The organism is Nonomuraea coxensis DSM 45129, assembly GCF_019397265.1.
GTDB lineage: Bacteria > Actinomycetota > Actinomycetes > Streptosporangiales > Streptosporangiaceae > Nonomuraea > Nonomuraea coxensis.
This window is the reverse complement of the sequence record NZ_CP068985.1, coordinates 4,062,322-4,085,332: the sequence shown is the minus strand read 5'-3', so window position 1 is coordinate 4,085,332 and position 23,011 is coordinate 4,062,322. Positions and strand designations below refer to the sequence as shown.

General features: G+C 74.1%; 20 protein-coding genes. 10 read left to right on the top strand and 10 right to left on the bottom strand.

Going from position 1 to position 23,011, the window contains the following annotated elements:
- Positions 1 to 491 precede the first annotated feature (491 nt).
- Entirely contained in the window at positions 492 to 2,693 is a 2,202-nt protein-coding gene (locus Nocox_RS19085; RefSeq protein ID WP_020539801.1) for a HelD family protein, read from the bottom strand.
- A gap of 322 nt (positions 2,694 to 3,015) precedes the next feature.
- On the opposite strand from Nocox_RS19085, the gene Nocox_RS19080 reads away from it, so the two are divergent.
- The 6 genes from Nocox_RS19080 to Nocox_RS19055 are packed head-to-tail and all read left to right on the top strand — an operon-like array spanning position 3,016 to position 9,665.
- Entirely contained in the window at positions 3,016 to 4,215 is a 1,200-nt protein-coding gene (locus tag Nocox_RS19080) for an ROK family transcriptional regulator (protein WP_020539802.1), read from the top strand.
- Positions 4,216 to 4,249: 34 nt separating this feature from the next.
- Positions 4,250 to 5,590, top strand: coding sequence for an ABC transporter substrate-binding protein (locus Nocox_RS19075; RefSeq protein ID WP_020539803.1), 1,341 nt, complete (start codon positions 4,250 to 4,252; stop codon positions 5,588 to 5,590).
- On the top strand, positions 5,587 to 6,537 hold the full coding sequence (locus Nocox_RS19070) for a carbohydrate ABC transporter permease (protein ID WP_020539804.1): 951 nt from the start codon (positions 5,587 to 5,589) through the stop codon (positions 6,535 to 6,537). The genes Nocox_RS19075 and Nocox_RS19070 overlap by 4 nt, the downstream gene beginning before the upstream one ends.
- On the top strand, positions 6,534 to 7,367 hold the full coding sequence (locus Nocox_RS19065) for a carbohydrate ABC transporter permease (RefSeq protein WP_020539805.1): 834 nt from the start codon (positions 6,534 to 6,536) through the stop codon (positions 7,365 to 7,367). Before Nocox_RS19070 ends, Nocox_RS19065 begins: the two co-directional genes overlap by 4 nt.
- 13 nt (positions 7,368 to 7,380) lie before the next feature.
- Complete coding sequence (locus Nocox_RS19060) at positions 7,381 to 8,652, top strand: family 4 glycosyl hydrolase (protein WP_020539806.1); 1,272 nt, start codon at positions 7,381 to 7,383, stop codon at positions 8,650 to 8,652.
- Positions 8,649 to 9,665: an N-acetylglucosamine kinase gene (locus tag Nocox_RS19055; protein WP_157382699.1), complete on the top strand. Its 1,017-nt coding sequence runs from the start codon at positions 8,649 to 8,651 to the stop codon at positions 9,663 to 9,665. Before Nocox_RS19060 ends, Nocox_RS19055 begins: the two co-directional genes overlap by 4 nt.
- 3 nt (positions 9,666 to 9,668) lie before the next feature.
- On the opposite strand, the gene Nocox_RS19050 is transcribed toward Nocox_RS19055, so the two are convergent.
- The 7 genes from Nocox_RS19050 to Nocox_RS19020 all read right to left on the bottom strand — a co-directional run bounded on the left by Nocox_RS19050 (position 9,669) and on the right by Nocox_RS19020 (position 16,384).
- Positions 9,669 to 10,349, bottom strand: a complete 681-nt coding sequence (locus tag Nocox_RS19050; protein WP_020539808.1) for a FadR/GntR family transcriptional regulator — start codon at positions 10,347 to 10,349, stop codon at positions 9,669 to 9,671.
- Entirely contained in the window at positions 10,346 to 11,473 is a 1,128-nt protein-coding gene (locus tag Nocox_RS19045) for an L-talarate/galactarate dehydratase (RefSeq protein ID WP_020539809.1), read from the bottom strand. The genes Nocox_RS19050 and Nocox_RS19045 overlap by 4 nt, the downstream gene beginning before the upstream one ends.
- Positions 11,474 to 11,501: 28 nt before the next feature.
- Positions 11,502 to 11,969: an Lrp/AsnC family transcriptional regulator gene (locus tag Nocox_RS19040; RefSeq protein ID WP_020539810.1), complete on the bottom strand. Its 468-nt coding sequence runs from the start codon at positions 11,967 to 11,969 to the stop codon at positions 11,502 to 11,504.
- Positions 11,970 to 11,993: 24 nt separating this feature from the next.
- A complete protein-coding gene (locus tag Nocox_RS19035) occupies positions 11,994 to 12,587 on the bottom strand; it encodes a GTP-binding protein (RefSeq protein ID WP_026213666.1) in 594 nt (197 codons plus the stop codon).
- 502 nt (positions 12,588 to 13,089) lie between these two features.
- Positions 13,090 to 14,361 (bottom strand): helix-turn-helix transcriptional regulator, encoded by a 1,272-nt coding sequence (locus tag Nocox_RS19030; RefSeq protein WP_020539812.1) that lies wholly within the window; start codon positions 14,359 to 14,361, stop codon positions 13,090 to 13,092.
- A gap of 71 nt (positions 14,362 to 14,432) precedes the next feature.
- Positions 14,433 to 15,212, bottom strand: a complete 780-nt coding sequence (locus Nocox_RS19025; protein WP_020539813.1) for a protein phosphatase 2C domain-containing protein — start codon at positions 15,210 to 15,212, stop codon at positions 14,433 to 14,435.
- A gap of 62 nt (positions 15,213 to 15,274) precedes the next feature.
- Positions 15,275 to 16,384, bottom strand: a complete 1,110-nt coding sequence (locus Nocox_RS19020) for a M24 family metallopeptidase (RefSeq protein ID WP_026213667.1) — start codon at positions 16,382 to 16,384, stop codon at positions 15,275 to 15,277.
- A 153-nt stretch (positions 16,385 to 16,537) separates the two neighbouring features.
- Here Nocox_RS19020 and Nocox_RS19015 point away from each other — a divergent pair, with 153 nt between their 5' ends.
- Positions 16,538 to 17,737, top strand: coding sequence for a PP2C family protein-serine/threonine phosphatase (locus Nocox_RS19015; protein WP_246649815.1), 1,200 nt, complete (start codon positions 16,538 to 16,540; stop codon positions 17,735 to 17,737).
- 5 nt (positions 17,738 to 17,742) lie between these two features.
- Positions 17,743 to 18,639: a 5'-3' exonuclease gene (locus Nocox_RS19010; RefSeq protein ID WP_033407574.1), complete on the top strand. Its 897-nt coding sequence runs from the start codon at positions 17,743 to 17,745 to the stop codon at positions 18,637 to 18,639.
- A gap of 82 nt (positions 18,640 to 18,721) precedes the next feature.
- Here Nocox_RS19010 and menD read toward each other — a convergent pair whose 3' ends face one another.
- Positions 18,722 to 20,383 carry a 2-succinyl-5-enolpyruvyl-6-hydroxy-3-cyclohexene-1-carboxylic-acid synthase gene (gene menD / locus Nocox_RS19005; RefSeq protein ID WP_020539817.1) on the bottom strand — a complete coding sequence of 554 codons (1,662 nt, stop codon included), beginning with the start codon at positions 20,381 to 20,383 and terminating at the stop codon, positions 18,722 to 18,724.
- Entirely contained in the window at positions 20,380 to 21,273 is an 894-nt protein-coding gene (locus Nocox_RS19000) for an o-succinylbenzoate synthase (RefSeq protein ID WP_246649876.1), read from the bottom strand. Before Nocox_RS19000 ends, menD begins: the two co-directional genes overlap by 4 nt.
- 96 nt (positions 21,274 to 21,369) lie before the next feature.
- Between Nocox_RS19000 and Nocox_RS18995 the strand changes: the two genes are divergently transcribed.
- On the top strand, positions 21,370 to 22,518 hold the full coding sequence (locus Nocox_RS18995; protein WP_033407466.1) for an AMP-binding protein: 1,149 nt from the start codon (positions 21,370 to 21,372) through the stop codon (positions 22,516 to 22,518).
- Between the two features lie 43 nt (positions 22,519 to 22,561).
- The gene (locus Nocox_RS18990; protein WP_020539820.1) at positions 22,562 to 22,879 is read left to right on the top strand and encodes a hypothetical protein; all 318 of its coding nucleotides are present in this window, start codon (positions 22,562 to 22,564) and stop codon (positions 22,877 to 22,879) included.
- The last annotated feature ends 132 nt before the right edge of the window (positions 22,880 to 23,011 follow it).

The window sequence follows — 23,011 nt, the reverse complement described above, 5'->3', positions numbered from 1 at the left end:
GCGAAAACGCTACCGCCCCGCGGCCGCGCTCAAGCCTGCGCGCGCCCACGCGAGGGGGATCGGAGGATGCGGAACGGGTGGCGGCAGGGTGATCCCGCGGCCGACGGGACCACCCGGCGCACTCGCAAGGTCCGGCGCACGGGAGCGGGAAGAGGGCCCGGAAACCCTTCGGACCGGACCCGTCTCGTCGGCGGCGAGCGCGGAATTCCGTTGTCTACTGGGCTCCCGGACCCGTCCCGGGTCCAACCCCCCGCCCGGTTGGGGTGCCCCGACTCGACGGACCGACGGCCCTGCACCTGGCTGTGTGGACGAAGTCACGCTCCGTCACGGACGCAGGATCCGGCGATGTCAGAGACGGCCAACCGGCCAAGTCCCGTGCTGGACTGCGCAGCAAACTACCGACTCCACCTCAGATGTCAACCGTGTCCCGATCAGCGGGAACATCAAGTTTCCGCAGGTGGGACATGCGGGGCCGACCGCCGCAAAGCCGATCAAAGCCCATCGGAGGGTGCTCCCGGCCTGCTCGGCAGCCCTCGCAGGGCCGTGGGAAGCGGCCGCTCGTGGACGACGCCGAGCCGCTGCGTCGCGCGCGTGAGAGCAACATACAGGTCGCTGAGCCCCCGTGGCGACTGGGCGGCGATGAGCTCGGGCTCGGCCACCACGACGGAGTCGAACTCCAGGCCCTTGGCGTCCGCCACCCCCATGACCGCGACGGGGGCGTCCAGCGCCTCCGCCCCCCTGGCCCGGCCGGCCCCCGGCGTGACGACGACCGCGCCGGGCACGACCTCGGCGACCCGCGCCCCGAGCCGGTCGAGCAGCGCGTCCGGCGCCACCACCGCGACCTTGCCGCCCTCCCCCACCTCGGCCTTGACCAGCTCGGGCAGCGCGGCCAGCGGGGCGGCCCACGGCTCCGCGCCGCTCTCGCGCACCGACGTGGGCGCCTTCAGCGCCGGGTCGATCGCGGCGAGGACGCCGGCGGCCACCGCCATCAGCTCGACCGGCGTGCGGTAGTTGACGGTGAGCCGCTCCTGCCGCCAGCGCCCGGCCACGTACGGGTCCAGCACCTCGCCCCACGACCGCGCACCGGCGGCCGAGCCGGTCTGCGCGATGTCGCCGACGATCGTCATGGACCGGGTGGGGCAGCGGCGCATCACGGCACGCCACGCCATCGGCGACAGCTCCTGCGCCTCGTCCACGATGACGTGCCCGTAGGCCCAGGTGCGGTCGGCGGCGGCGCGTTCGGCGGTGGTGAGGTAGGGGCCGCCGCCGCGCTGGCGCTCGGCCAGCCGCTCGGCCTCCATGACGTCGGACAGGCCGGTCAGCTCCAGCACCTCGCGGGCGTAGGCGAGCTCCGCCTCACGCTCGTGCTCCTCGGCCCGGCGGGCGGCGGCCAGCTCCTCCTCGGCCTGCATGGCGGTGGCGCGCAGCACCTGCTCGTCGATGTCGCCGAGCAGCTCGGCGGCCTCGTCGAGGAGCGGCACGTCGGACTCTGTCCACTCACCGGCCCTGGAGCCCTCGCGGCGCAGCAGCGCCCGCTCGGCGGGCGTGAGGTGCGCCGCGGCGTACCCCAGGCGCTCGGGCGAGCCGTAGAGGCCGAGCAGCAGCCGCTGGGGCGTCAGGTACGGCCACAGCCGGTTGAGCGCGGACTTGACGGCCGGCTCGGTGCGCAGCTCCTCGCGCAGGTCGGCCAGCTCGTCCTCGTCGATGAGCCCCTTGCCGATCTTGCGGGCCTGCTGCCGGGCGAGCGCGTTCAGCAGCGAGCGGACGAACACCGCCCGCGCCTGGTTGTGCGGCCGGCGCGAGCGGGCCGCCTTGTTCCTGGCCGCGTCCAGCATGGACCGGTCGGCGGTCAGCGTGATCCGGCCGAGGACGATCTCGACGGGCTTGCGCGGCACCTTCTGCCGGTCGCGCACGGCCCTGGCGATGACCTCGGCCATGCGCGGGTCGCCCTTGAGCGCGGCCACCTCGGGACGCTCCCTGGCGGTGGCGGTCACGCCGGGGTAGAGCTCGCCGACGGTGGACAGCAGCACGTCGGTCTCGCCGAGCGAGGGCAGCACCTGCTCGATGTAGCGCAGGAACGTCAGGTTGGGGCCGAGGATGAGCACGCCGCGGCGCTCCAGCCGCTCGCGGTGGGTGTAGAGCAGGTAGGCGGCCCGGTGCAGGGCCACGACGGTCTTGCCGGTGCCGGGGCCGCCCTGGACGACGAGGACGCCGCCGAGGTCGCCGCGGATGACCCGGTCCTGCTCGGCCTGGATGGTCGCGACGATGTCGCGCATGCGGCCGGTGCGCCGCTCGTCGAGCGCGGCCAGCAGCGCGGCCTCGCCGTTGAGCGTGGCACGGTCGTCGTCGGTGAGCGCGTCGAGGTCGAGCAGGTCGTCGTCGACGCCGATCACCGCGCGGCCCTTGGTCTGCAGGTGGCGGCGCCGGGTGACGCCCATGGGCGCGGCCGGGGTGGCGCGGTAGAAGGGCTGCGCCACCGGGGCGCGCCAGTCGATCAGCAGGCGTCGCTGGTCGTCGTCGGTGAGGCCGAGCTTGCCGATGTAGAGCCGGCCCTCCTCCTGGTGGTCCAGCCGGCCGAAAACCAGGCCGCGCTCGACCGCCCAGAGCCGGGCGAGCCTGGAGGCGTACATGTCGGCGAACGTGTCGCGCTCGGACCTGTTCTGCATCGTGCCGACGGCGCCCGTGGCCAGCACCTCCTTGAGCTGGGTCTGGGTGCGCTCGCGCAGGGCGTCGAGGCGGTCGTAGAGCGCGGTGACGTACTCCTGCTCCTTGGCGAGCTCCGTTTGACGTGTTGCCGCCTGACCATTAATGTGGTTAATGGGACACTCCGGGCCATTCTGCTTGTTGTTACGACAAACGACGACATTAGCATGCCGGTCGCGGCACTCCGCTCGGTTTTCCTTCCCTCTCCCGCCTCCGTTACGGCTTCGTATCGCCTCTTGACCGTTCCCGCCGGGGCTCCTTATGTTCCTCGTGAGTTAGGAAAGTTTCCTAACTCACAGGGAAGGAGCGGTCGTGAGCGATCCGGTGCCGGGGACCCCCAGTCTGCTACGCGCCATCAACGATCGCGCGGCCCTGCGTGCCCTCCTCGACCGCGGCCCGCTCACCCGCCCCCAGATCGGCACGCTGACCGGCCTGTCCAAGCCCACGGCCTCCCAGCTCCTCGCCCGGCTCCAGGAGGCCGGCCTGGTGGTCCTGGACGGCGTGCGGGAGGGCCTGCCGGGGCGGACGGCGGAGGTCTACCGGATCAACCCGGCGGCGGCGTACGCGGGCGCGCTCGACGTCACCCCCGACCGCATCGAGGCGCGGATCGCCGACCTCACCGGCACGGTCGTGGGCGAGCACACGCTGCCCACGACCCGCCGCCGCCCGGCCGGCGAGCTGGTGGAGCGGCTCGGCGCGGCGCTGGCGGGCGCGAACCCGCCGGACAAGCTGCGCAGGGTCGTCATCGGCGTGCAGGCCGCGATCGACCCGGCGACGGGCCGGCTGGGGTACGCCGCGGCCAAGGACGTGCCGGGCTGGCAGATCCCCGACCTGGTGCCCGCCCTGTCCGCCGGCCTGGGCGTGCCGGTGGACGTCGAGAACAACGTCAACCTCGTCGCGCTCGCCGAGCAGGCGCACGGCGCGGCCCGCGACAGCCGGGACTTCGTGCTGCTGTGGGCCGACGAGGGCATCGGCTCGGCCGCCGTCCTCGGCGGGCGCATGCACCGGGGCGCGACCGGCGGCGCGGGCGAGGTGGGCTACATGCCCACGCCGGGCGCGCCGACCGCCCGCGAGGCAGGCCGCTACGCCAACCACGGCTACCAGGCGCTCACCGGCGGGCCCGCGGTGCTGAAGCTGCTGCGCTCGTACGGCGTGCGCGGCGCCGACTTCCGCCAGGCCGTCGCGAACGCCGTCCGCCTCGCCGAGGGCGGCGGGCAGCGGGCCGACGACGCGCGGGCCGGGCTGCGCGACATCGCCGCCCGGCTGGCGGTGGGCCTGGCCGCCATCACCTCCGTCGTCGATCCCGGGCTCATCGTGCTGACCGGCGGCGTCGTGCTGTCGGGCGGCGAGACGCTGCGCGAGCTCGTCGAGCACGAGCTGCACGCGCTGACCATCCCGCGGCCCCGCGTGCGGCTGTCGAGCGTCGCGGGCAACCCGGTGCTCGCCGGCGCGCTCGACCTGGCCCTCGACACCGTGCGTGAGGAGGTGTTCGGCTCCACCGTCCGCTCGTGACCCTCGTCACCCCCCACCGCAGGAGGCACCCCCCGTGCGCTTCGTCCCCCTGGCGGCCGCCGCGGCACTGCTGTGCTCGGCGGCGCTGACCGCCTGCACCGCAGGAAAGGAGGCCGGGCCCTCGCTCGGCGCTCCCCGGCCCTCCGGATCCGCCGCGCAGTCCCTGCCCGCCGCCACCATCGAGCTGTGGCACGGCTTCTCCACCGACGCCGAGGTGAAGGCGTTCGAGGACGCCATCGCGGCGTTCAACCAGAAGTTTCCGCAGATCACCGTCAAGGCCACCAAGGGCGTCCAGGACGACCAGATCACCCAGGCGATCCGGGGCGGCGGCGCCCCCGACGTGGCCGCCTCGTTCACCACGGACAACGTCGCCCAGTGGTGCAGGTCGGGGGCGTTCCAGGACCTGACGCCGGTGATCGCGCAGGACGGGATCGACCTGTCGGTGCTGCCGGCCGCGGCCCGTTCCTACACCGCCTTCGAGGGCCGCCAGTGCACGCTGCCGCTGCTGGCCGACGCCTACGGCCTCTATTACAACAAGGCGCTGATGAAGGGCCACGAGCCGCCGAGGACGCTGAGCGAGCTGGCGGACCTGGCCAAGAAGCTCACGGTCCGCGACGCCGACGGCACGATCAAGGTCGCCGGGTTCATCCCGAGTGTCCAGTACTACGAGAACAGCCCGAGCCACCTCGGCCCGATGGTGGGCGCGAAGTGGTACAACGCCGACGGCACGTCGGCGATCGGTTCCGACCCTGCCTGGAGGGAGCTGCTGACCTGGCAGAAGGAGCTGGTCGACTGGTACGGCCACGACAAGCTGGAGAAGTTCAGGAAGAGCCTGGGCGACGAGTGGAGCGCGGAGCACCCGTTCCACGAGGGCAAGGTCGCGATGGTCCTGGACGGCGAGTGGCGCAACGCGATGATCGCCCTCGACGCCAAGGGCCTGGACTACGGCACCGCTCCCCTGCCGGTCGCCGACGACCGGCCCGAGCTGTACGGCAGCGGCTTCACCGCCGGGACCGTGATCGGCGTGCCGAAGGGCGCCAAGCACCCGCGGCAGGCGTGGGAGCTGGTGAAGTACCTGACGACCGACACCCGCTCGCTGGTGACGCTGTCGAACGCGCTGCGCAACGTGCCCACGACCAAGGCCGCCATGGACTCGCCCGACCTGACCAAGGACGCCAACTTCCAGACCTTCCTCGACGTCTTCGCCCATCCCATGACCTCGACACTGCCGGCGAGCGTGAACAGCGTCTTCAACCAGGAGGCGTTCGCCGCGTTCGTCGCCAAGTGGGAGCGCGGCTCGGTGAAGGACCTGGAGGCCGGGCTGAAGGACGTGGACCGGCAGATCGACGACAAGCTGAAGCTGTCCGGAGGGTGATCGTGACCTCCCTGCCCGCCGCGCCGCCGCGTCCCCGGTGGTGGCGCGGCGAGGGCGCGCGTGCGCTCCTGTGGCTGTCGCCGTGGATCGCGGGGGTGTCGGTCTTCTTCGTCTACCCGCTGCTGTCCGCGGTGTACTTCTCCTTCCACCGCTACGACATGTACACCCTCGAGTTCGCCGGGCTCGACAACTACCGCTACCTGCTGCGCGATCCCCGGGTGGGGGTCTCGGCGCGCAACACGCTGTGGCTGGTGGCCGTGATGGTCCCGGCGACGGTGCTGTTCTCGCTGGCCCTCGCCCAGCTCGTGGTCCGGCTCAAGGCCGGGGCCGGGCTGCTGCGCACGGTGTTCTACCTGCCGTCGCTGGTGCCGATGACGGCGGGCACGATCACGTTCGTCTTCCTGCTCAACCCCGGCACCGGCCCGGTCGACCACCTGCTGTCGCTGGCGGGGGTGCGGGGTCCTGACTGGTTCGGCGACCCGGACTGGTCGAAGCCGAGCCTCACGCTGCTGTCGCTGTGGGGCTGCGGCCAGCTCATGGTGATCTTCCTGGCGGCGCTGCTGGACGTGCCCAGGCACCTGTACGAGGCCGCCGCCATCGACGGCGCGGGGGCCTGGCGGCAGTTCCTCAGCGTGACGCTGCCGACGATCGCGCCGGTGCTGATGTTCGCCCTGGTCACGAACGTCATCTACGCCCTGCAGTACTTCTCGCAGGCGATGGTCGCCTCCCGGGTCGCCTCGGGCGCGACCGACTCGCCCGGCAGCTCGTTCTCGCCGGGCTATCCGGAGGAGTCGCTGCTCACGCTGCCGCAGTGGCTGTTCCAGGTGGGCTTCCGCGACTATTCGATGGGGTACGCGTGTGTGCTCGCGCTGCTGCTGTTCGCCGTCTCGATGATCTTCACGCTGGTGCTGCTGCGGCAGTTCCGCCGGTCCGGGGAGGCGTCGTGAGCGGCCGGGGGCGGCGGCTGCTGCTGTGGGTCGCCACGCACGCCTTCGCGGTGGCGCTGGCGCTGATGTTCCTCGCCCCGGTGGCGTTCATGGCGCTGACCGCGCTGATGACCGACGAGCAGGCGCTGACCAGCGACCTGTGGCCGCGGAGCTGGAACTGGGCCAACTTCGCCGAGGTCTTCGACAGGTCGCTGCTGCTGCGGTGGGCGGGCAACACGCTGCTGTACGCGGCGCTCGGGACGCTGTTCACGGTCGTGTCGTCGGTGCCGGTGGCCTACGCGCTGGCCCGCTTCCGCTTCCGGGGGCGGCGGGCGGCGTTCCTCGTGGTGATCGCCGCGATGATGCTGCCGCCGCAGGTCGTGGCCGTGCCGATCTACCTGGTGTGGGCGCGGCTGGGACTGACGGACAGCCTGTGGCCGCTGATCCTGCCGATGCTGCTCGGCGACGCGTTCTCCATCTTCCTGCTGCGCCAGTTCCTGGTCACGATCCCGCGCGACTACACGGACGCGGCGAAGGTGGACGGCTGCTCGGACCTGCGCACGCTGGTGCGGGTGGTGCTGCCGATGGCGCGCCCGGCGGTCGCGGCGGTCGCGCTGTTCCAGTTCTTCTACTGCTGGAACGACTACTACGGGCCGCTGCTCTACGCCGGCGTGCAGCAGGACCATCTGACGCTGTCGCTGGGCCTCGCGACCTTCAAGGCGTTCCACAGCGTGCAGTGGAACCTCACCATGGCGGCCACGCTGCTGGTGACGGCGCCGGTGATCGTGCTGTTCTTCCTCGCCCAGTGGGTGTTCATCGAGGGCGTGACGTTGACCGGGGTGAAAGGGTGACGGGGGTGGAAGGGTGAAGGTGGCCGTGGTCGGGGGCGGCTCGACGTACACGCCGGAGCTCGTGGACGGGTTCGCCCGGCTGCGCGGGGAGCTGCCGGTGTCGGAGCTCGCGCTGATCGATCCTGACCCGCGCCGGCTGGAGCTGGTGGCGGGGATGGCGCGGCGGATGCTCGCGCACGCCGGGCATCCGGCGCGGGTGCTGGCGACCTCCTCGGCCGCCGAGGGCGTGGCGGGGGCCGCGGTGGTGCTGTTCCAGCTCAGGGTGGGCGGGCAGGCGGCCCGCGAGCTGGACGAGACGGTGCCGGGGCGGTGCGGCTGCGTCGGGCAGGAGACGACGGGCGCGGGCGGGCTGGCCAAGGCGCTGCGCACGGTCCCGGTGGTGCTGTCGATCGCCGAGACCGTGCGGAAGCACGCGCCGGACGCCTGGATCGTGGACTTCACGAACCCGGTCGGCATCGTCACCCGGGCGCTGCTGGACGCGGGGCACCGGGCGATCGGGCTGTGCAACGTGGCGATCGGGTTCCAGCGCCGCTTCGCCGCGTGGCTGGGGGCCGATCCTTCGCGGGTGTCGCTCGGGCACGTGGGGCTCAACCACCTGTCGTGGGAGCGCGCGGTGTTCCTGGACGGGGCCGACGTGCTGCCCGCGCTGCTGGAGCGGCACGGCGCGGAGCTCGCCGCCATGGTGGGGCTGCGGCCGGGGCTGCCGGCCCGGCTGGGCGCGGTGCCGTCGTACTACCTGCGTTACTTCTACGCCCACGACGAGGTGGTGCGCGAGCAGCGGGCCGCGCCGTCGCGGGCGTCGGAGGTGGCGGCGCTGGAGGAGCGGCTGCTGGAGCTGTACGCCGACCCCGCCGTCGTCACCAAGCCGGAGCTGCTGGCGGGGCGGGGCGGGGCGTTCTACTCGGAGGCGGCGGTGGCGCTCATCGCGTCCCTGCTCGGCGACCGGCGGGACGTGCAGGTGGTGAACGTGCGCAACGGCGGCACGCTGCCGTTCCTGCCCGAGGAGGCGGTCATCGAGGTGCCCGCGGTCGTCGGGGCGGCGGGCGCGCGGCCGCTGCCGGTGCCGCCGGTCGAGCCCCTGTACGCGGGGCTGATCGGGCACGTGTCGGCGTACGAGACGCTGGCCCTGGAGGCGGCCGTGCACGGCGGCGCGGACCGGGTGCGCGCCGCGCTTCTCGCCCATCCGCTGGTCGGGCAGGACGACCTCGCGGAGGAGCTGACGGCGCTGCTGCTGGAGGCGGGCCGCGCGCACCTGCCGTGGGCGCGCGGGACGGTGGGCGCGTGAGCGGGCGGCTCGTCCTGGCCGTGGACGGCGGCAACAGCAAGACGGACGTCGCCGTGGTGGCGGAGGACGGCCGGGTGCTGGCCGAGACGCGGGCGGGGGCGTTCGCGCCGCAGCGGGACGGCGTGGCCGCCGCCGTGGACGTCGTCACGGCGGCCGTCGCCGCGCTCGGCGCGCCCGCGTGGGGTGGCGGCGGGCGGTTCGACCAGGTGTCGGCGTGCCTGGCCGGGGCGGACCTGCCCGAGGAGGAGGAGGCGCTGGCGCGGGAGTTCGCCGCGCGGGGCCTGGGCCGTGACGTGGTGGTGCGGAACGACACGTTCGCGCTGCTGCGGGCGGGGGCGTCCGCGCCGTGGGGCGTGGCGGTGGTGTGCGGGGCGGGCATCAACGCCGTCGGCGTCTCCCCCGGGGGCGCGGTGGCGCGGTTCCCCGCGCTCGGCCGGATCAGCGGCGACTGGGGCGGTGGGCTCGCGCTCGGCGAGGAGGTCCTGTGGCACGCCGCGCGCGCCGAGGACGGCCGTGGCGTCCCGACCGCACTCGCCGGGCTGGTCGCCGCCTGCTTCGGGGCGGCGACGGTGACGGAGGTGGTCCTCGCGCTGCACACCGGCCGGCTGGACGGCGGGCGGCTGCACGAGCTCGCGCCCGCCGTGTTCGCCGCCGCGGCGGACGGGGACGCGGTGGCCACGGCGCTGGTGGAGCGGCAGGCCGAGGAGGTGGCGGTGATGGCGGAGGTGTGCCTGCGCCGGCTCGGCCTGCTGGCGACGCCGGCCGAGGTGGTGCTCGGCGGCGGCCTGCTGACGGCGCGGGACCCGCTGCTGACGTCCCTGCTGGAGAGCGAGTTCGCGCTGCGGATGCCGCTGGCGGCGCCGGTGGTGGCGGACGAGCCCCCGGTGCTGGGGGCGGCGCTGCTCGGCCTGGACCGCCTGGGCGCCCCTGAGGCGGCCGGTGATCGCCTCAGGGGCCACTACCGGCACTCGACCCTCCCTGGACCGCCCGGCGCCGCCCGGGCGGCGTCCTGAGGATCACGGGAGGGGGTCGCGGGAGTCGCGGAGGAGGCGGGCGCGGCTGTTGGCCAGGTGGACGCGGACGGCCGCCCGCGCGGCCTCGGCGTCCCCCCGCTCGACGGCGGCGTGGATGTCCTCGTGCTCGGCGACGATCCTGGCGAAGGCGGCCGGATCGGGTTCGAGCCGGTCACGCGGCACCACGATCATCGACGGGCCGAGCGAGGCGAGCAGGCCGGCGTAGTACCGGTTGCCGGTGGCCAGGGCGATCCGCAGGTGGAACAGGTGGTCGGCGTGGACCGCCGCGCCCGGGTTCCCCGCCGCCGCCGCGAAGGCGTCCAGGGCCTCGCGCAGCCCCGCCAGCGCCGCCTCCGTACGCCGGGCGGCGGCGAGCCCGGCCGACTCCGTCTCCACCCCCATGCGGAAGTCCAGCAGGTCGAGCACCTCCTGCCGGGTACGGGCGGGCGCCGGGTCGAAGCCGGTCTCGCTCGGCCCGGCCAGCACGAAGCTGCCGCGCCCGTGCTGGGTCTCGACCAGGCCCGCGGCCTTGAGCCTGGCGATGGCCTCGCGGACGACGGTCCGGCTCACGCCGTGGGCGCCGACCAGGTCGCTCTCGGTCGGCAGCCGCTCCCCCGGCCGGATCACGCCCTCCCTGATGCGCGCCGTCAGGATGTCGACGAGCTGCTGGGTGCGGCTGGTCACGGCGTCTCGAAGCGTTCGGCGGTCCATCCGGCGGCCCGCTCGCTCAGTGTGAGGCCGAGGCCGGGCCGCTCGGGGACGAGCATGCGCCCGTCGCGGATCTCCATCCGCTCCTCGAACAGCGGCTCCAGCCATTCGAAGTGCTCCACCCACGGCTCCAGCGGGTAGGCGGCGGCCAGGTGGAGGTGGACCTCCATGGCGAAGTGGGGGGCGAGCTGGAGGCGTTCGTGCCCGGCCAGGGCGGCCAGCCGCAGGAACGGGGTGATGCCGCCGATGCGGGGCGCGTCCGGCTGGAGGACGTCCGCGCCGCGCGCCCTGATCAGCTCGGCGTGCTCGGCGACGCTGGTCAGCATCTCGCCGGTGGCGATCGGGGTGTCGAGGGCGGCGGCGAGGGCGGCGTGCCCGGCGTGGTCGTAGGCGTCCAGGGGCTCCTCGATCCAGACCAGGCCGTGCTCCTCCAGCGCCCGGCCCATGCGGGCGGCGGTGGGGCGGTCCCACTGCTGGTTGGCGTCCACCATGAGCGGGACGTGGTCGCCGAGGTGCTCGCGCACCGCCCGTACGCGGGCGAGGTCGGCGCGGGTGTCAGGCTGGCCGACCTTGATCTTGACGCCGCCGATGCCGCGCTCCAGCGCCGCGGTGGCGTTCTCCAGCGCCTGCTCGACGGGGGTGTGCAGGAACCCGCCGGAGGTGTTGTAGCAGCGCACGGAGTCGCGGTGCGCGCCGAGCAGCTTGGCCAGCGGCAGGGCGGCGCGCCTGGCCTTCATGTCCCACAGGGCGAGGTCGAGGGCGGCGATGGCCTGCACCGCCAGGCCGCTGCGGCCCACGGACGCGCCCGCCCAGCACAGCTTGTCCCAGAGGCGGGCGATGTCGTTGGGGTCCTCGCCGACGAGGTCGTTCGCGATCTCCTTGGCGTGGGCGTACTGGCCGGGGCCGCCGGCGCGCTTGGAGTAGGCGAAGCCCATGCCCTCGTGCCCCTGCTCGCTGACGATCTCGGCGAACAGGAACGCGATCTCGGTCATGGGGCGCTGGCGGCCGGTGAGGACCTTGGCGTCGCTGACGGGGGCGTCGAGGGGCAGGCGGACGGACGAGAGCCGGACTCGGGCGACACGGTCCCCTGAAGTCATCATGACGACATGCTAAGTCGTCGTGATGACTTCAGGGCGTGTCGGGTGCGGGTTCGGGGGCGACCTCGGGGGTGCGGTGCTCGTACGGCGTGCTCAGCACCACCGTCGTGCGCGTCGAGACGTGGGCGGCGGCCCGGATCTGCTGCAGCAGGTCCTCCAGCGCCACCGGCGAGGCCACCCGCACCTTGAGGATGTAGCTCTCGTCGCCCGCGACGCTGTGGCAGGCCTCGATGGCCGTCAGGTGGGCGAGGCGCTCGGGGGCGTCGTCGGGCGCGGCGGGGTCGATCGGCTTGATCGACACGAACGCGGTCAGCGGCAGGCCGATCGCGTCGTGGTCGACGATCGCGGCGTAGCCGCGCACCACGCCGCGCTTCTCCAGGCGGCGCACCCGCTGGTGCACCGCCGACACCGAGAGCCCGGTCTCCCTGGCCAGGTCGGTGAAGCTCATGCGGCCGTCGCGGGCCAGCAGCGTGACGATCCGGCGGTCGATCTCCTCCATCGGATCAAAGGTAGCCGGTCATGGTCACGACATGGTCCCGACCGGGGACGCTCCCCGTCGCATCGCGTGCTCGACGAGCGTGATGAGGACCTCCCTGCCGGAGTCGCGGCGGCGGGCGTCGCAGCGCACGATGGGGATGTCGGGCTCCAGGCCGATGGCGTCGCGCACCTCTCCGACGGTGAAGTGCTGCGTGCCCTCGAAGCAGTTGAGCGCCACGACGAACGGCTGGTCACGCTTCTCGAAGTAGTCGACGGACGGGAAGCAGTCGTCGAGCCGCCGGGTGTCGGCGAGCACGACGGCGCCAAGCGCGCCCATCGCGAGCTCGTCCCACACGAAGAAGAAGCGCTCCTGCCCGGGCGTGCCGAACAGGTAGAGCATGTAGTCGTTCGCGATCGTGATGCGGCCGAAGTCCATGGCGACGGTGGTGGTGAGCTTGCGCTCGACGCCGGACAGGTCGTCGACGTACGTGCCGGCCTGCGTGAGCGTCTCCTCCGTGCGCAGTGGCCGGGTCTCGGACACGGCGCCCACCATGGTGGTCTTGCCCGCGCCGAATCCACCGGCGATCAAGATCTTGATCGCCGTCGGCAGTCGCCAATGGTCAGAGCGACCGAATTCCATCCAGCACCGCCCGTACATCTCCCGCGCATGCGCGGCCCCGCCCTGAGGTGCCGCGGTCAGTGGTACCTGTCAAGGTGTGTTGAGAAGGCCGATCCACATGCCTGGCATCGAGACACCCTAGCAACGCCACATTTTCCACTCAAGCCGCAAGTTTTTACAAGAAACCAAATGTCACGGTTTGTAGCGCTGAGCCCTCTTATTCGCCGACTTACCGCTCGTCCAGTCAAGGAACGCTGTCAGGTGATCCGACAGACCCTTTACGCCGCCCCTCACCGTCCGAAAAGCCCTCGGGCCAGCGGTGGGACCACGAGCCGCAGCCGATCGCGCCACCGCCCGCGCGCGTCCGCGACGACGGGCCCGGCACCTGAACCCCTCGTGCGGTAACGGGCGTCCGTTGCCGTCCCCGGCATCCTGATTGCACGCAAGCGCTCGCGGCTCCAGCATGCCGTACGCCGCAGATTCGGTCAGGGCCGCCCGCACGGCCAGGAGGGCGGGATCGCCCTCATGCCCCGCCGGCCGTGACCTTGGCGGCGAGGGCCACGCGGGACCCGATGCCGAGCTTGGTGTAGATCTTGCCGATGTGGTACTCGACCGTCTTGACGCTGATGAACAGCTCGGCGGCGATCTGGCGGTTGGTCAGCCCGTGGGCCACCAGGGTGGCGGTGCTGAGCTCCTGCGGGGTGAGCCCGAGCCTGGCCGTCGCGGACGTCTCCAGACCGCAGGCCTCCAGCTCCTGAAGGCAACGTTCAGCGGGCGACGGGGCGCCGAGCCGCACGAAGACCGCCCGCGCGGCCGCCAGCCGCCCGGCCGCGGCCCGCCGCCGCCCGGTCCTCCGCAGCAGCCGCCCGAGGTCCAGCAGCACCCGCGCCTCCTCCAGCGCCTTCAGGGGGTCGCCGAGCCGGCCCGCGACGGCGGCGGCCACGTGCAGGGGGCAGCCGTCGCCGAGGACGGCGCAGGCGGTGACGAGGCGTCTGGCGGCGGGCGCGCAGGAGCCCAGGCGGCGGGCGAAGGGGCGGGCGTAGGTGGCGGGGGCGGGCAGGCGTACGGCGGGGTCCTCCAGCACGGGCAGCGGTACGGCGTCCAGCAGGGCACGGGCGTGGAGCGGGTTCCCGAGCGTGTGGTCGTGCAGCCGTCCGGCGGCCTCGGCGCCGAGCGTTCCCTGGGGCCGGTCCGGTGGGCGGGGCGTGGCGGCGGACAGGTCGGCGAGGTCGGTCGCGGTGAGCCCGCCGAGGGGGACGTGCACGGCGTCGTCGGCGGTCAGGAGGCGGCGCAGACCGTCCGGCAGCCACGGGCCGCCCAGGTCGCGGCAGGCGACGATCGTGAGCACGGGGACGCCCCGCAGCCGCCGCAGGACGTACGCGAGGGCGTGCAGGGACGCCGTGTCCGCCCACTGGGCGTCGTCCACGACGAGCACGATCGGCCCACCCGCCGGGGCTCCGGCGAGGGCGTCGCAGACGGCCTGACCCGCCGCCGTCACCCGCTCCCTGCCGGGCAGGCCACAGGGCGGCCAGCGGACGGGGACCGGCAGGCGGCCGGCCTCGGCGGCGAGCTCGCGCAGCAGCCCCAGGCGGAGGCCGCGCTCGCCCGCCTCCCCGGCGACGGCGAGCACCCGGCAGCCCCGTTCCGCCGCCTCGCCGTCCACGAGCCGCCGGACGAGCGCGGTCTTGCCGATCCCCTCGGGCCCGTCGACCACCACCGTCCTGGCGCGGCCCGCGCAGGCCGCGCGCAACTCGGCGCCCAGCAGGGCGAGTTCCGCCGTACGTCCGACGAACATCGCCGTTCTCCCTCCGCCCCGGCCCCCCTACGTCTGGGAAGAGGCGGGGCGGCCGGGCCAGATACCTGCGGTCAGGCCCCGGGGAGGCGCGCCCACACGGCGGTGGCGTCGTCGTGGACCTTGCCGCGCAGCGGCCCGCGAGCGGTCTCCAGGGCGCGCACGGCGCCGACGGCCGCCCGCGGGCCCCGGGTCTCCAGCTCCGTGGCCAGGCGGTCCCAGGTCCAGCCGTACCAGTCGACGAGCCGGGTGACGCCGTCGGTGCACAGCCCGGCCGCGCGCAGCTCGCGCAGGCCGACGCTGCCGTGGACGGCCTCGGCGGCGGCCTCGGGACGGGCGGCGGCCACCCAGAACCCGCCGGCCGCGTTGCGCAGGCGCCGCACCAGTTCCAGCGAGTACGGCCGCCCGCCGGGCAGCCGCTCCAGCCGGTCGTCGGCCACGACCCGCACCCCGCCGCCCGCCAGGCCGAGCAGCACCGGCGAGTCCCCCAGCACGAGGTAGTCCAGCCGGCCGCCCGCCACCCTGATCATGGCGACGGTCGCCGACGGCGTATCGGGGTTGCCCAGGTCGCAGCCACCCCCGTGCGCCCCGGCGGTGTCGGCAATGGCCTCCGCCAGCAGCGCGGGCAGCGACCCGGGCACAGGCGGGGGGACGCCGGCGGACAGCCGGGCCGCGAGGGCCCCGCCGAGCCGCGCCACCAGCCACGCGACGTCGTGCGCGCACCCGCTGTCCACCCCGGCCGGCGCCGTCGCCCCGTCGATGACGACGGCCCAGGACGGCCCGGCGATCGCCAGGTCCTCGTTAGGCCGCGCGGCGTCGCCGGGGGCGGAGGCGCAGGTGACCTCGGTGAACATCTACGCCGGGAGTGGCGGCCCGGACCGGCCGGGGCCGCCCCCGCCGCCCGGCACGCCGCCGCTCAGACGATCACCAGCTCGCGCGGCGTGTTGTTGAGCCGCTCGCCGCCGTTCTCGGTGCACACGACGATGTCCTCGATGCGCGCGCCGTGCCGCCCGGGCAGGTAGATGCCGGGCTCGACGGAGAAGGCGTGCCCGGGCTCCAGCGGCTCGCCGTTGCCCGCCACGATGTAGGGCTCCTCGTGCGTCTCGATGCCGATGCCGTGCCCGGTGCGGTGGACGAAGTGCTCGCCGTGGCCGGCGGCGGCGATGAGCTCGCGCGCGGCGGCGTCGACCGACTCGCACGACACGCCGGGCCGCACCGCCGCGCACGCGGCCTCCTGCGCCTGGCGCAGCACCTCGTAGTAGGCGGCGAACTCGGCCGGCGGCTCGCCGACGCTGTAGGTGCGGGTGGAGTCGGAGCAGTAGCCGTTGTGGAGCTGGCCGCCGATGTCGACCACGACCGGCTCGCCCGGCTGGATGACCCGGTCGGACACATCGTGGTGGGGGCTCGCGCCGTTGGGGCCGGAGGCGACGATCACGAAGTCGACGGTGGCGTGCCCGGAGGCCAGGATGGCCTCGGCGATGTCGCGGGCCACCTCGCGCTCGGTGCGCCCGGCGCGCAGCAGCTCGGGCACCCTGCGGTGGACGGCGTCGATCGCCTCCCCCGCCTCGCGCAACGCCGCCACCTCGGCCGGGGACTTGCGCATCCGCAGGTCCCGCAGCACGCTGCCGGCCAGCACCTGCTCGGCGCCGGGCAGCACCTCGCGGAAGCGCAACGACGACATGGCCCACATGCGGTCGGCCAGCCCCACCTTCGCCACCTCGCCGAGGCGGGCCGCGGCGAGCGCGTAGGGGTCGTCGGTCTCGTCCCAGGCCACGAACTCCAGCCCGAGCCGCGAGGCGGGCGAGGCCTCGGCGGCGGGCAGCTCCAGTCGGGGCACCATCATGAACGGCTCGCCGGCCGCCGGGACCACGAGGCACGTCAGCCGCTCCAGCGGCTTGGCGTCGTAGCCGCTGACGTAGCGCAGATCGGGGCCGGGCGTGAGGAGCAGGGCGTCGAGCCCGCCCTTGGCGGTGGCCTCCTGGACGGCGGCCAGCCGGGACACGGGATACAAGTCTGAGGACGTCACGAGGCCAATCTACTCTCGGCCGCCCCTCCTAAAATCCGCGGAAAGCTCTCCCCGGCGCTTCGGATCGCTACAGACCGTTCCTATTCGATCACGTAGTGTGGGAACAATTGTCCAGATCCACTGCGCTTTGGAAGCGAGATTATGGTCGACGTCATGAGCGCGGCCGGGCTGCTCGGGCCGGAAACCGACGCGGAGATGCTGGCCGCCAGGCTGGCTCACGCGCAGCGGCTCGGCAACCTGGGCTGGGCCGAGTGGCACTTCCACACCGGCGAGACGACCTGGTCCGACCAGGTGTACACGATCTTCGGCCGCGACCCGGACAAGGGCCCGATCGCGCTGCCCCTGCTGGCCGAGCACGTGGTGCCGTCCGACGTGGCCGCGCTCGACCGGCTGCTGTGGGCCGCGCTGCGCTGCGCGGAGCCGGTCCAGGCGGAGCTGCGCATCCGGCGGGGCGGCAACTGGAGCGACCTGCGCGACGTGCGCGTGGTGCTGGAGCCGCTGATGGGCGACGGCGGGGCGGTCGGGCTGCACGGCGTCATCCAGGACATCACCGGCCGCCGCCGGGCCGAGCGCATGATGTCGGAGTCGCGCCGCCAGCTCCTGGAGGCGCGCGAGCGGGCCGCCGAGGAGCGCCACGTGATGCTGGCGCTGCGTGAGGCGATCCTGCCCGACCCGGCCTGCTCGCCGGGCCTGCCGGACGTACGGGTCGCGGTCCGTTACGTCCCCGCCGAGAAGACCGCGAACCTCGGCGGCGACTGGTTCGAGGCGGCCCCGGCCCCCGACGGCCGGCTGCTGCTGGCCGTCGGCGACGTCTCCGGCCACGGCCTGCCCGCCATCGCCCACATGGCCCAGCTCCGGCATGCCCTGGTGGGCCTGGCCATGACCGGCCGGCCCGCGCACCGGCTGCTCGACTGGCTCAACGAGCTGGTGCTGCACCAGATCAGGGACACCACCGCCACGGCGGTCATCGGGCATCTGGACCCGGAGACGCGGGTGTTCGCCTGGAGCCAGGCCGGGCACCTGGCGCCCGTCCTGGTGCGCGACGGGACCGCGACGCCGCTGGACCCGCCGAGAGGGGTGCTGCTGGGGGCCGCGGAGGGGCGGCCGTACGAGCTGGCCACGACCCGGCTGAAGCCGGGCGACGTGCTGCTGATGTTCACCGACGGTCTGGTGGAGCGGCGCACCCGCGATCTCGACGTCGGCCTCGACCTGGTCATGGCCGCCGCCCGCGAGGTGCCGGGCCGTGACCTGGAGCGCGACCTGGAGCCGGGGCTGGACAAGCTGCTGGCCGACATCGGGGGCCCCAATCCTGAGGACGACGCGTGCCTGCTGGGGGTGGGCATACTGGGGTAGTGCTGATGCTCCTGGACACCCCGTCCCTCTACTTCCGCGCCTTCTTCGGCGTGCCGGAGACGATCAAGGCTCCCGACGGCACGCCGGTGAACGCGGTCCGCGGCCTGATCGACATGATCGCCACGCTCGTGCGCGACCACTCCCCCGCCGAGCTCGTGGCCACGATGGACGCTGACTGGCGGCCGGCGTTCCGGGTGGCGGCGATCCCGACGTACAAGGCGCACCGGGTCGCCCAGGGCGACGCCGAGGAGGTGCCGGCGACGCTGGTGCCGCAGATCGCCGTCATCAACGAGGTGCTGGACGCGGTCGGCATCGCCCGCCTGGAGTCGCCTGGCTACGAGGCCGACGACGTCATCGGCACGCTCACCCACCGCGCGGGCCGGGGCGCGGTCGACATCGTCACCGGCGACCGCGACCTGTTCCAGCTCGTGGACGACGCCCGCCCGGTCAGGGTGCTCTACACCGCGCGCGGCATCCGCAACCTGCAGATCGTGGACGAGGAATTCGTCACCGGGAAGTACGGCGTCCCCGGCCGCTCCTACGCCGACTTCGCCACCCTGCGCGGCGACCCCAGCGACGGCCTGCCCGGGGTGCCGGGCGTCGGCGACAAGACCGCCGCCGCCCTCATCACCCGGTTCGGCTCGCTGCCCGCGCTGCTGGAGGCGCTCGACGGGGGCGTCACCGAGGGCTTCCCCGCCGGCAGCCGCGCCAGGCTGGCCGCCGCCCGCGACTACCTGAGCGCCGCGCCCGCGGTCGTGAAGGTCGCCCACGACGCGCCGCTCCCCGACGCCGACCTCACGGTGCCGGCCAAGCCGCGCGACCCGGAGGCGCTGGTGGCGCTGGCCGACCGCTGGGGCCTCGACGGCCCGCTCAACCGGCTGCTCGCCGTCCTGGACCGCTGAGCGGCTGTCCGCGCGGCGGCTTCCCGCCGGGCGGGGCTTCCGCCGGGCGGGGCTTCCGCCGGGCGGCTTCCCGCACGGCCGGTCAGGCGGCCAGGGCCGCCCGGACCGCCGCCTGGGCGGCCTCGCGCAGGCGGGCGTGCACGCGCACGTTCTCCTCGCGGTCGGTGCGCACCTCGACGATCCGCGGCCCCTCGCCGCGCATCGCCTTGGGCAGGTCGGACAGGTCCGGCACCAGCGTGTACGGCGTCCCGGTGGCCGCCGCGACATAGCCGAGGTCGACGCCGTGCGGCGTGCCGAAGACCCGCTCGAACGGGTCGCGCACCGCGGCCTGCGGCAGCAGCGAGAAGATCCCGCCGCCGTCGTTGTTGACCACGACGAAGCACACGTCGGGCCGCGGCTCGCGGGGCCCGAGGATCAGCCCGTTCTGGTCGTGCAGGAACGTCAGGTCGCCGAGCAGCGCGTACGACGGCCCGTTGTGCGCCAGCGCCGCCCCCATCGCCGTGGACACCAGCCCGTCGATGCCGGACGCGCCCCGGTTGGCCATGAGCCTGATGCCGCGCCGCGGCCGCATCGCCTGGTCGAGGTCGCGGATCGGCATCGAGGAGCCGCAGAACAGCAGCGCCCCGTTGGGCAGCGCGTCCACGAGGTCCCTGGCCAGGCGCGGCTCGCTGAGGCCGGAGGCGTCGAGCACCTCGTCGACGGCGGTCCTGGCGGCCCGGTCGGCGTGCCGCCAGGCGTGCAGCCAGCTGTCGTCGCCGGCCGCGACCGGGATCTCCACGGCCTGGGCGACCTGCGTGGCGGAACGGGTCGGGTCGGGCCAGCGGCCGAGGTCGGGGGCGACCACGATGTGCTCGCCGGCCCGCCGCAGCCAGGACAGCAGCGGCCGCGACAGCCCGGGGCGGCCGAGCGTGACGACCACGTCGGGCTGGTGGGCGTCGGCGAACTCGGGCGTGCTCAGCAGGTGGTGGTAGGTGGAGACGGCGTGGTCGCCGTAGCGGGCGCCGCCGTTGGGCTCCGACAGCACCGGCCAGCCCGCCATGCCGGCGGCGGCGACGTAGCGGCGCACGTTGGCGGCGCCGTCGCCGACGACGAGCACGCCGCGCCGGGTGGGCGGGAGGTGCAGGGCGATCGGCGGGGGCGCGACGCGGGCGCGCACCCAGGGGCCGTTCGCGCCGCCGTCCAGCGGCTCGCACCAGGAGGTGTCGCCGTCGGGGATCAGCGGCTCGCGGAAGGCCAGGTTGAGGTGGACGGGGCCGGGGTCGGCCGGGCCGCTGGCGCGCTGGTAGGCGCGGCAGGCGAGCGAGCGCCAGTAGGCGACCTGGCCGGGGCGGTCCTCGGGGACGCCGACCTCGGCGAACCAGCGGGTCGCGGAGCCGTACATCTTGAGCTGGTCGATGGTCTGGTTGGCGCCGGTGCCGCGCAGCTCGGGCGGCCGGTCGGCGGTGAGCACCAGCAGGGGGACGCCGGACTCGGCGGCCTCGATCACGGCGGGGTGGAAGTTGGCCGTGGCGGTGCCCGAGGAGCAGATCAGCGCCACCGGCCGCTCGCTCCGTTTGGCCAGCCCCAGCGCCAGGTAGGACGCCGAGCGCTCGTCGATGCGCACGTGCAGCCGCACCCGCGACTCGGCGTGCAGCGCCATCGCCAGCGGGGCCGAGCGCGAGCCTGGGGCGAGCACCACGTCGGTGAGGCCGCAGCGCACCAGCTCGTCGACGAGCACCGTGGCCAGCGCGGTGGCGGGGTTCAACGTGACGCCTCCTGCATCCGGCGAAGCCACTGGGGAGAATCAATCTCGAATGCCGACAAATGCTGAAAATTCACCTCGGGGCGGCGGACCGTCAGCTCCCCGTCCACGGGCACCAGCGAGTCGTCCGCCACATCGCCGCTGAGCAGCGCCATCGTGCCGAGCCCGCACGCGTACGGGAGCGACGGCAGCGCGGCCGCCAGCGCCAGCCCCGCCGCGAGCCCCACGGACGTCTCCACCGCGCTGGAGACCACGGCGGGCAGCCCGCACGCCTCCACCACGCGCAGCGCCGCGCGCACGCCGCCGAGCGGCTGCACCTTGACCACCGCCACGTCGGCCGCCTCGGCCGCGCGCACCCGCAGCGGGTCCTCGGCGCGGCGGATCGACTCGTCGGCGGCGATCGGCACGTCACAGGCCCGCCGTACGGCGGCCAGCTCCTCCAGGGTGGCGCACGGCTGCTCGGCGTACTCCAGGTCGTACTTGTCGAGGCGCTTGAGCCGGGAGACGGCCTCGTCGACGCTCCACGCGCCGTTGACGTCCACCCGCAGCCTGCCGGACGGCCCGAGCGCGTCGCGCACGGCCTCGACCCTCGCCACGTCGTCGTCGAAGCCCTGCCCGCGCTCGGCCACCTTGACCTTGGCCGTGCCGCACCCGGAGCGCCGCACGATCGCGTGCGCCTCCTCGGGGTCGACGGCCGGGACCGTGGCGTTGACGGGGACACGCGCGCGCACCGGCGCGGGCCAGCCCTCGAAGGCGGCCTCACGGGCGCAGGCGAGCCAGCGGGCGCACTCGCGCGGGCCGTACTCGGGGAACGGGGAGAACTCGCCCCACCCGGCAGGGCCGCGCAGCAGCACGCCTTCCCTGACGGTCTGGCCCCGGAACCGCGTCCGCATCGGGATCCTGAAGACCACCGGGGCCTCGGGAGAACGCGCCACGACCCTCCCCCGCTCTGCGCCGCTGTCCGACCTGTCGCCATTAACCTTACGAGCATGTGGAGGAACCCGTCGCATCCGGACCGCCCGCTGCATGCCATTGTGCAGCCTCCCGGGCCCGCCCTCTTCACGGCGATCCGTGAGGCGCTCGACGGCACAGGACCGGCCGTCCTGCCGCTGACGCCCGGCGGCTCCTCCGCCGCCGCGATCGCCTCGCTGCGCCCCACCCACGCCGACGGCGTCCCGCTCGACGGCGGCGAGGGCGTCCCCGAGGACGTCGCCGTCGTGATCGCCACCAGCGGCAGCACCGGCGCGCCCAAAGGTGTCATGCTGTCGGCCACCGCGCTGCGGGCCTCGGCGGCGGCCTCGCTGCGCCGCCTGGAGGCGTCCAAGGGCGAGCGCTGGCTGTGCTGCCTGCCGGTCGCGCACGTCTCCGGGCTGCAGGTGCTGGTCCGCGCGCTGCTGTCGGGCACCGAGCCGGTCGTCCACCCGCGCTTCGACCCGCGCGCGGTGCTGGAGTCGGGGGCCGAGCACGTCTCGATGGTGCCGACGCAGCTCCACCGGCTGGTCGAGCTGGGGGCCGACCTGTCGGTGTTCAGGACGATCCTGCTCGGCGGCGCCGTGCCCCGCCCCGGCCTGCTGGAGCAGGCCAGGGACCTCGGCGCGCGGGTCGTGACGTCGTACGGCAGCAGCGAGACCAGCGGCGGCTGCGTGTACGACGGCCTGCCCCTTCACCACGTGGATGTCAAGATCGGCGCGGACGGGCTGATCAGGATCGCCGGTCCCGTGCTGTTCTCCGGCTACCGCTCCGGCCCCCCTGAGCCCTTCGACGGCGGCTGGTTCGTCACCTCCGACCTCGGCGAGCTGTCCGGCGGGCGGCTGCGCGTGCTGGGCCGGGCCGACGACGTCGTCAACACCGGCGGCGAGAAGGTGGTGGCCGGCGCGGTGGCGGCCGTCCTGGGCGAGCATCCCGCGATCGCCGACGTGGCCGTGATCGGCGTTCCCGATCCCGAATGGGGCGAACGGGTCACCGCCGTCGTCGTCCCCGCCCATCCCGACACACCACCCACGCTTGAGCAATTGCGGGCGTACTCCCACGATAGGCTGCCCCCTTACGCCGCCCCCCGCGAGCTGCGCCTCGTCGCCGCCCTGCCCCTGCTGCCGAACGGCAAGACCGACCTGGTCAGCCTGAAGGCAGGAACCTGACGAAGTGCCGCTGCGTCATAGTGGGGAGAAGGAGGGAGCCTTCATGGACCAGACCCGCAAGATGTGGGCATCCGCGGCCGTCGTCGGCGTCATCGTCGCCGGAGGCGTCTCCATCGCGGCGGCCGCCTCGGCGGGCAGGCTCGACCAGGCGGCGGAGGAGACCAGAGCAGTGGTGGAGAGGCAGCCGGCCCCGTCCCCCGGGCCCTCCGGCGGCGCCGACGACGGCGTCGTGGTCTCCGAGGAGGTCAACCCCGACCCCGACAAGGTCTTCGAGTACTGGACCGACGACCGCATGGAGGGCGCCGAGCCCATGCCCATGCCGGTGGTCACCGAGGGTGGCGTCTTCCACATCACGGAGTGACGAGTCGGGATTCCCGCGGATCGGGGGCTTCTGCCGCTTTTTCGGCAGTTCGTCCCCTCGGGAACAAATGGCGGAAATTGGCGTTATTGATACTGGTGCGCCGTGCGGACAGCGAAGCCGCCCCGCCACAAC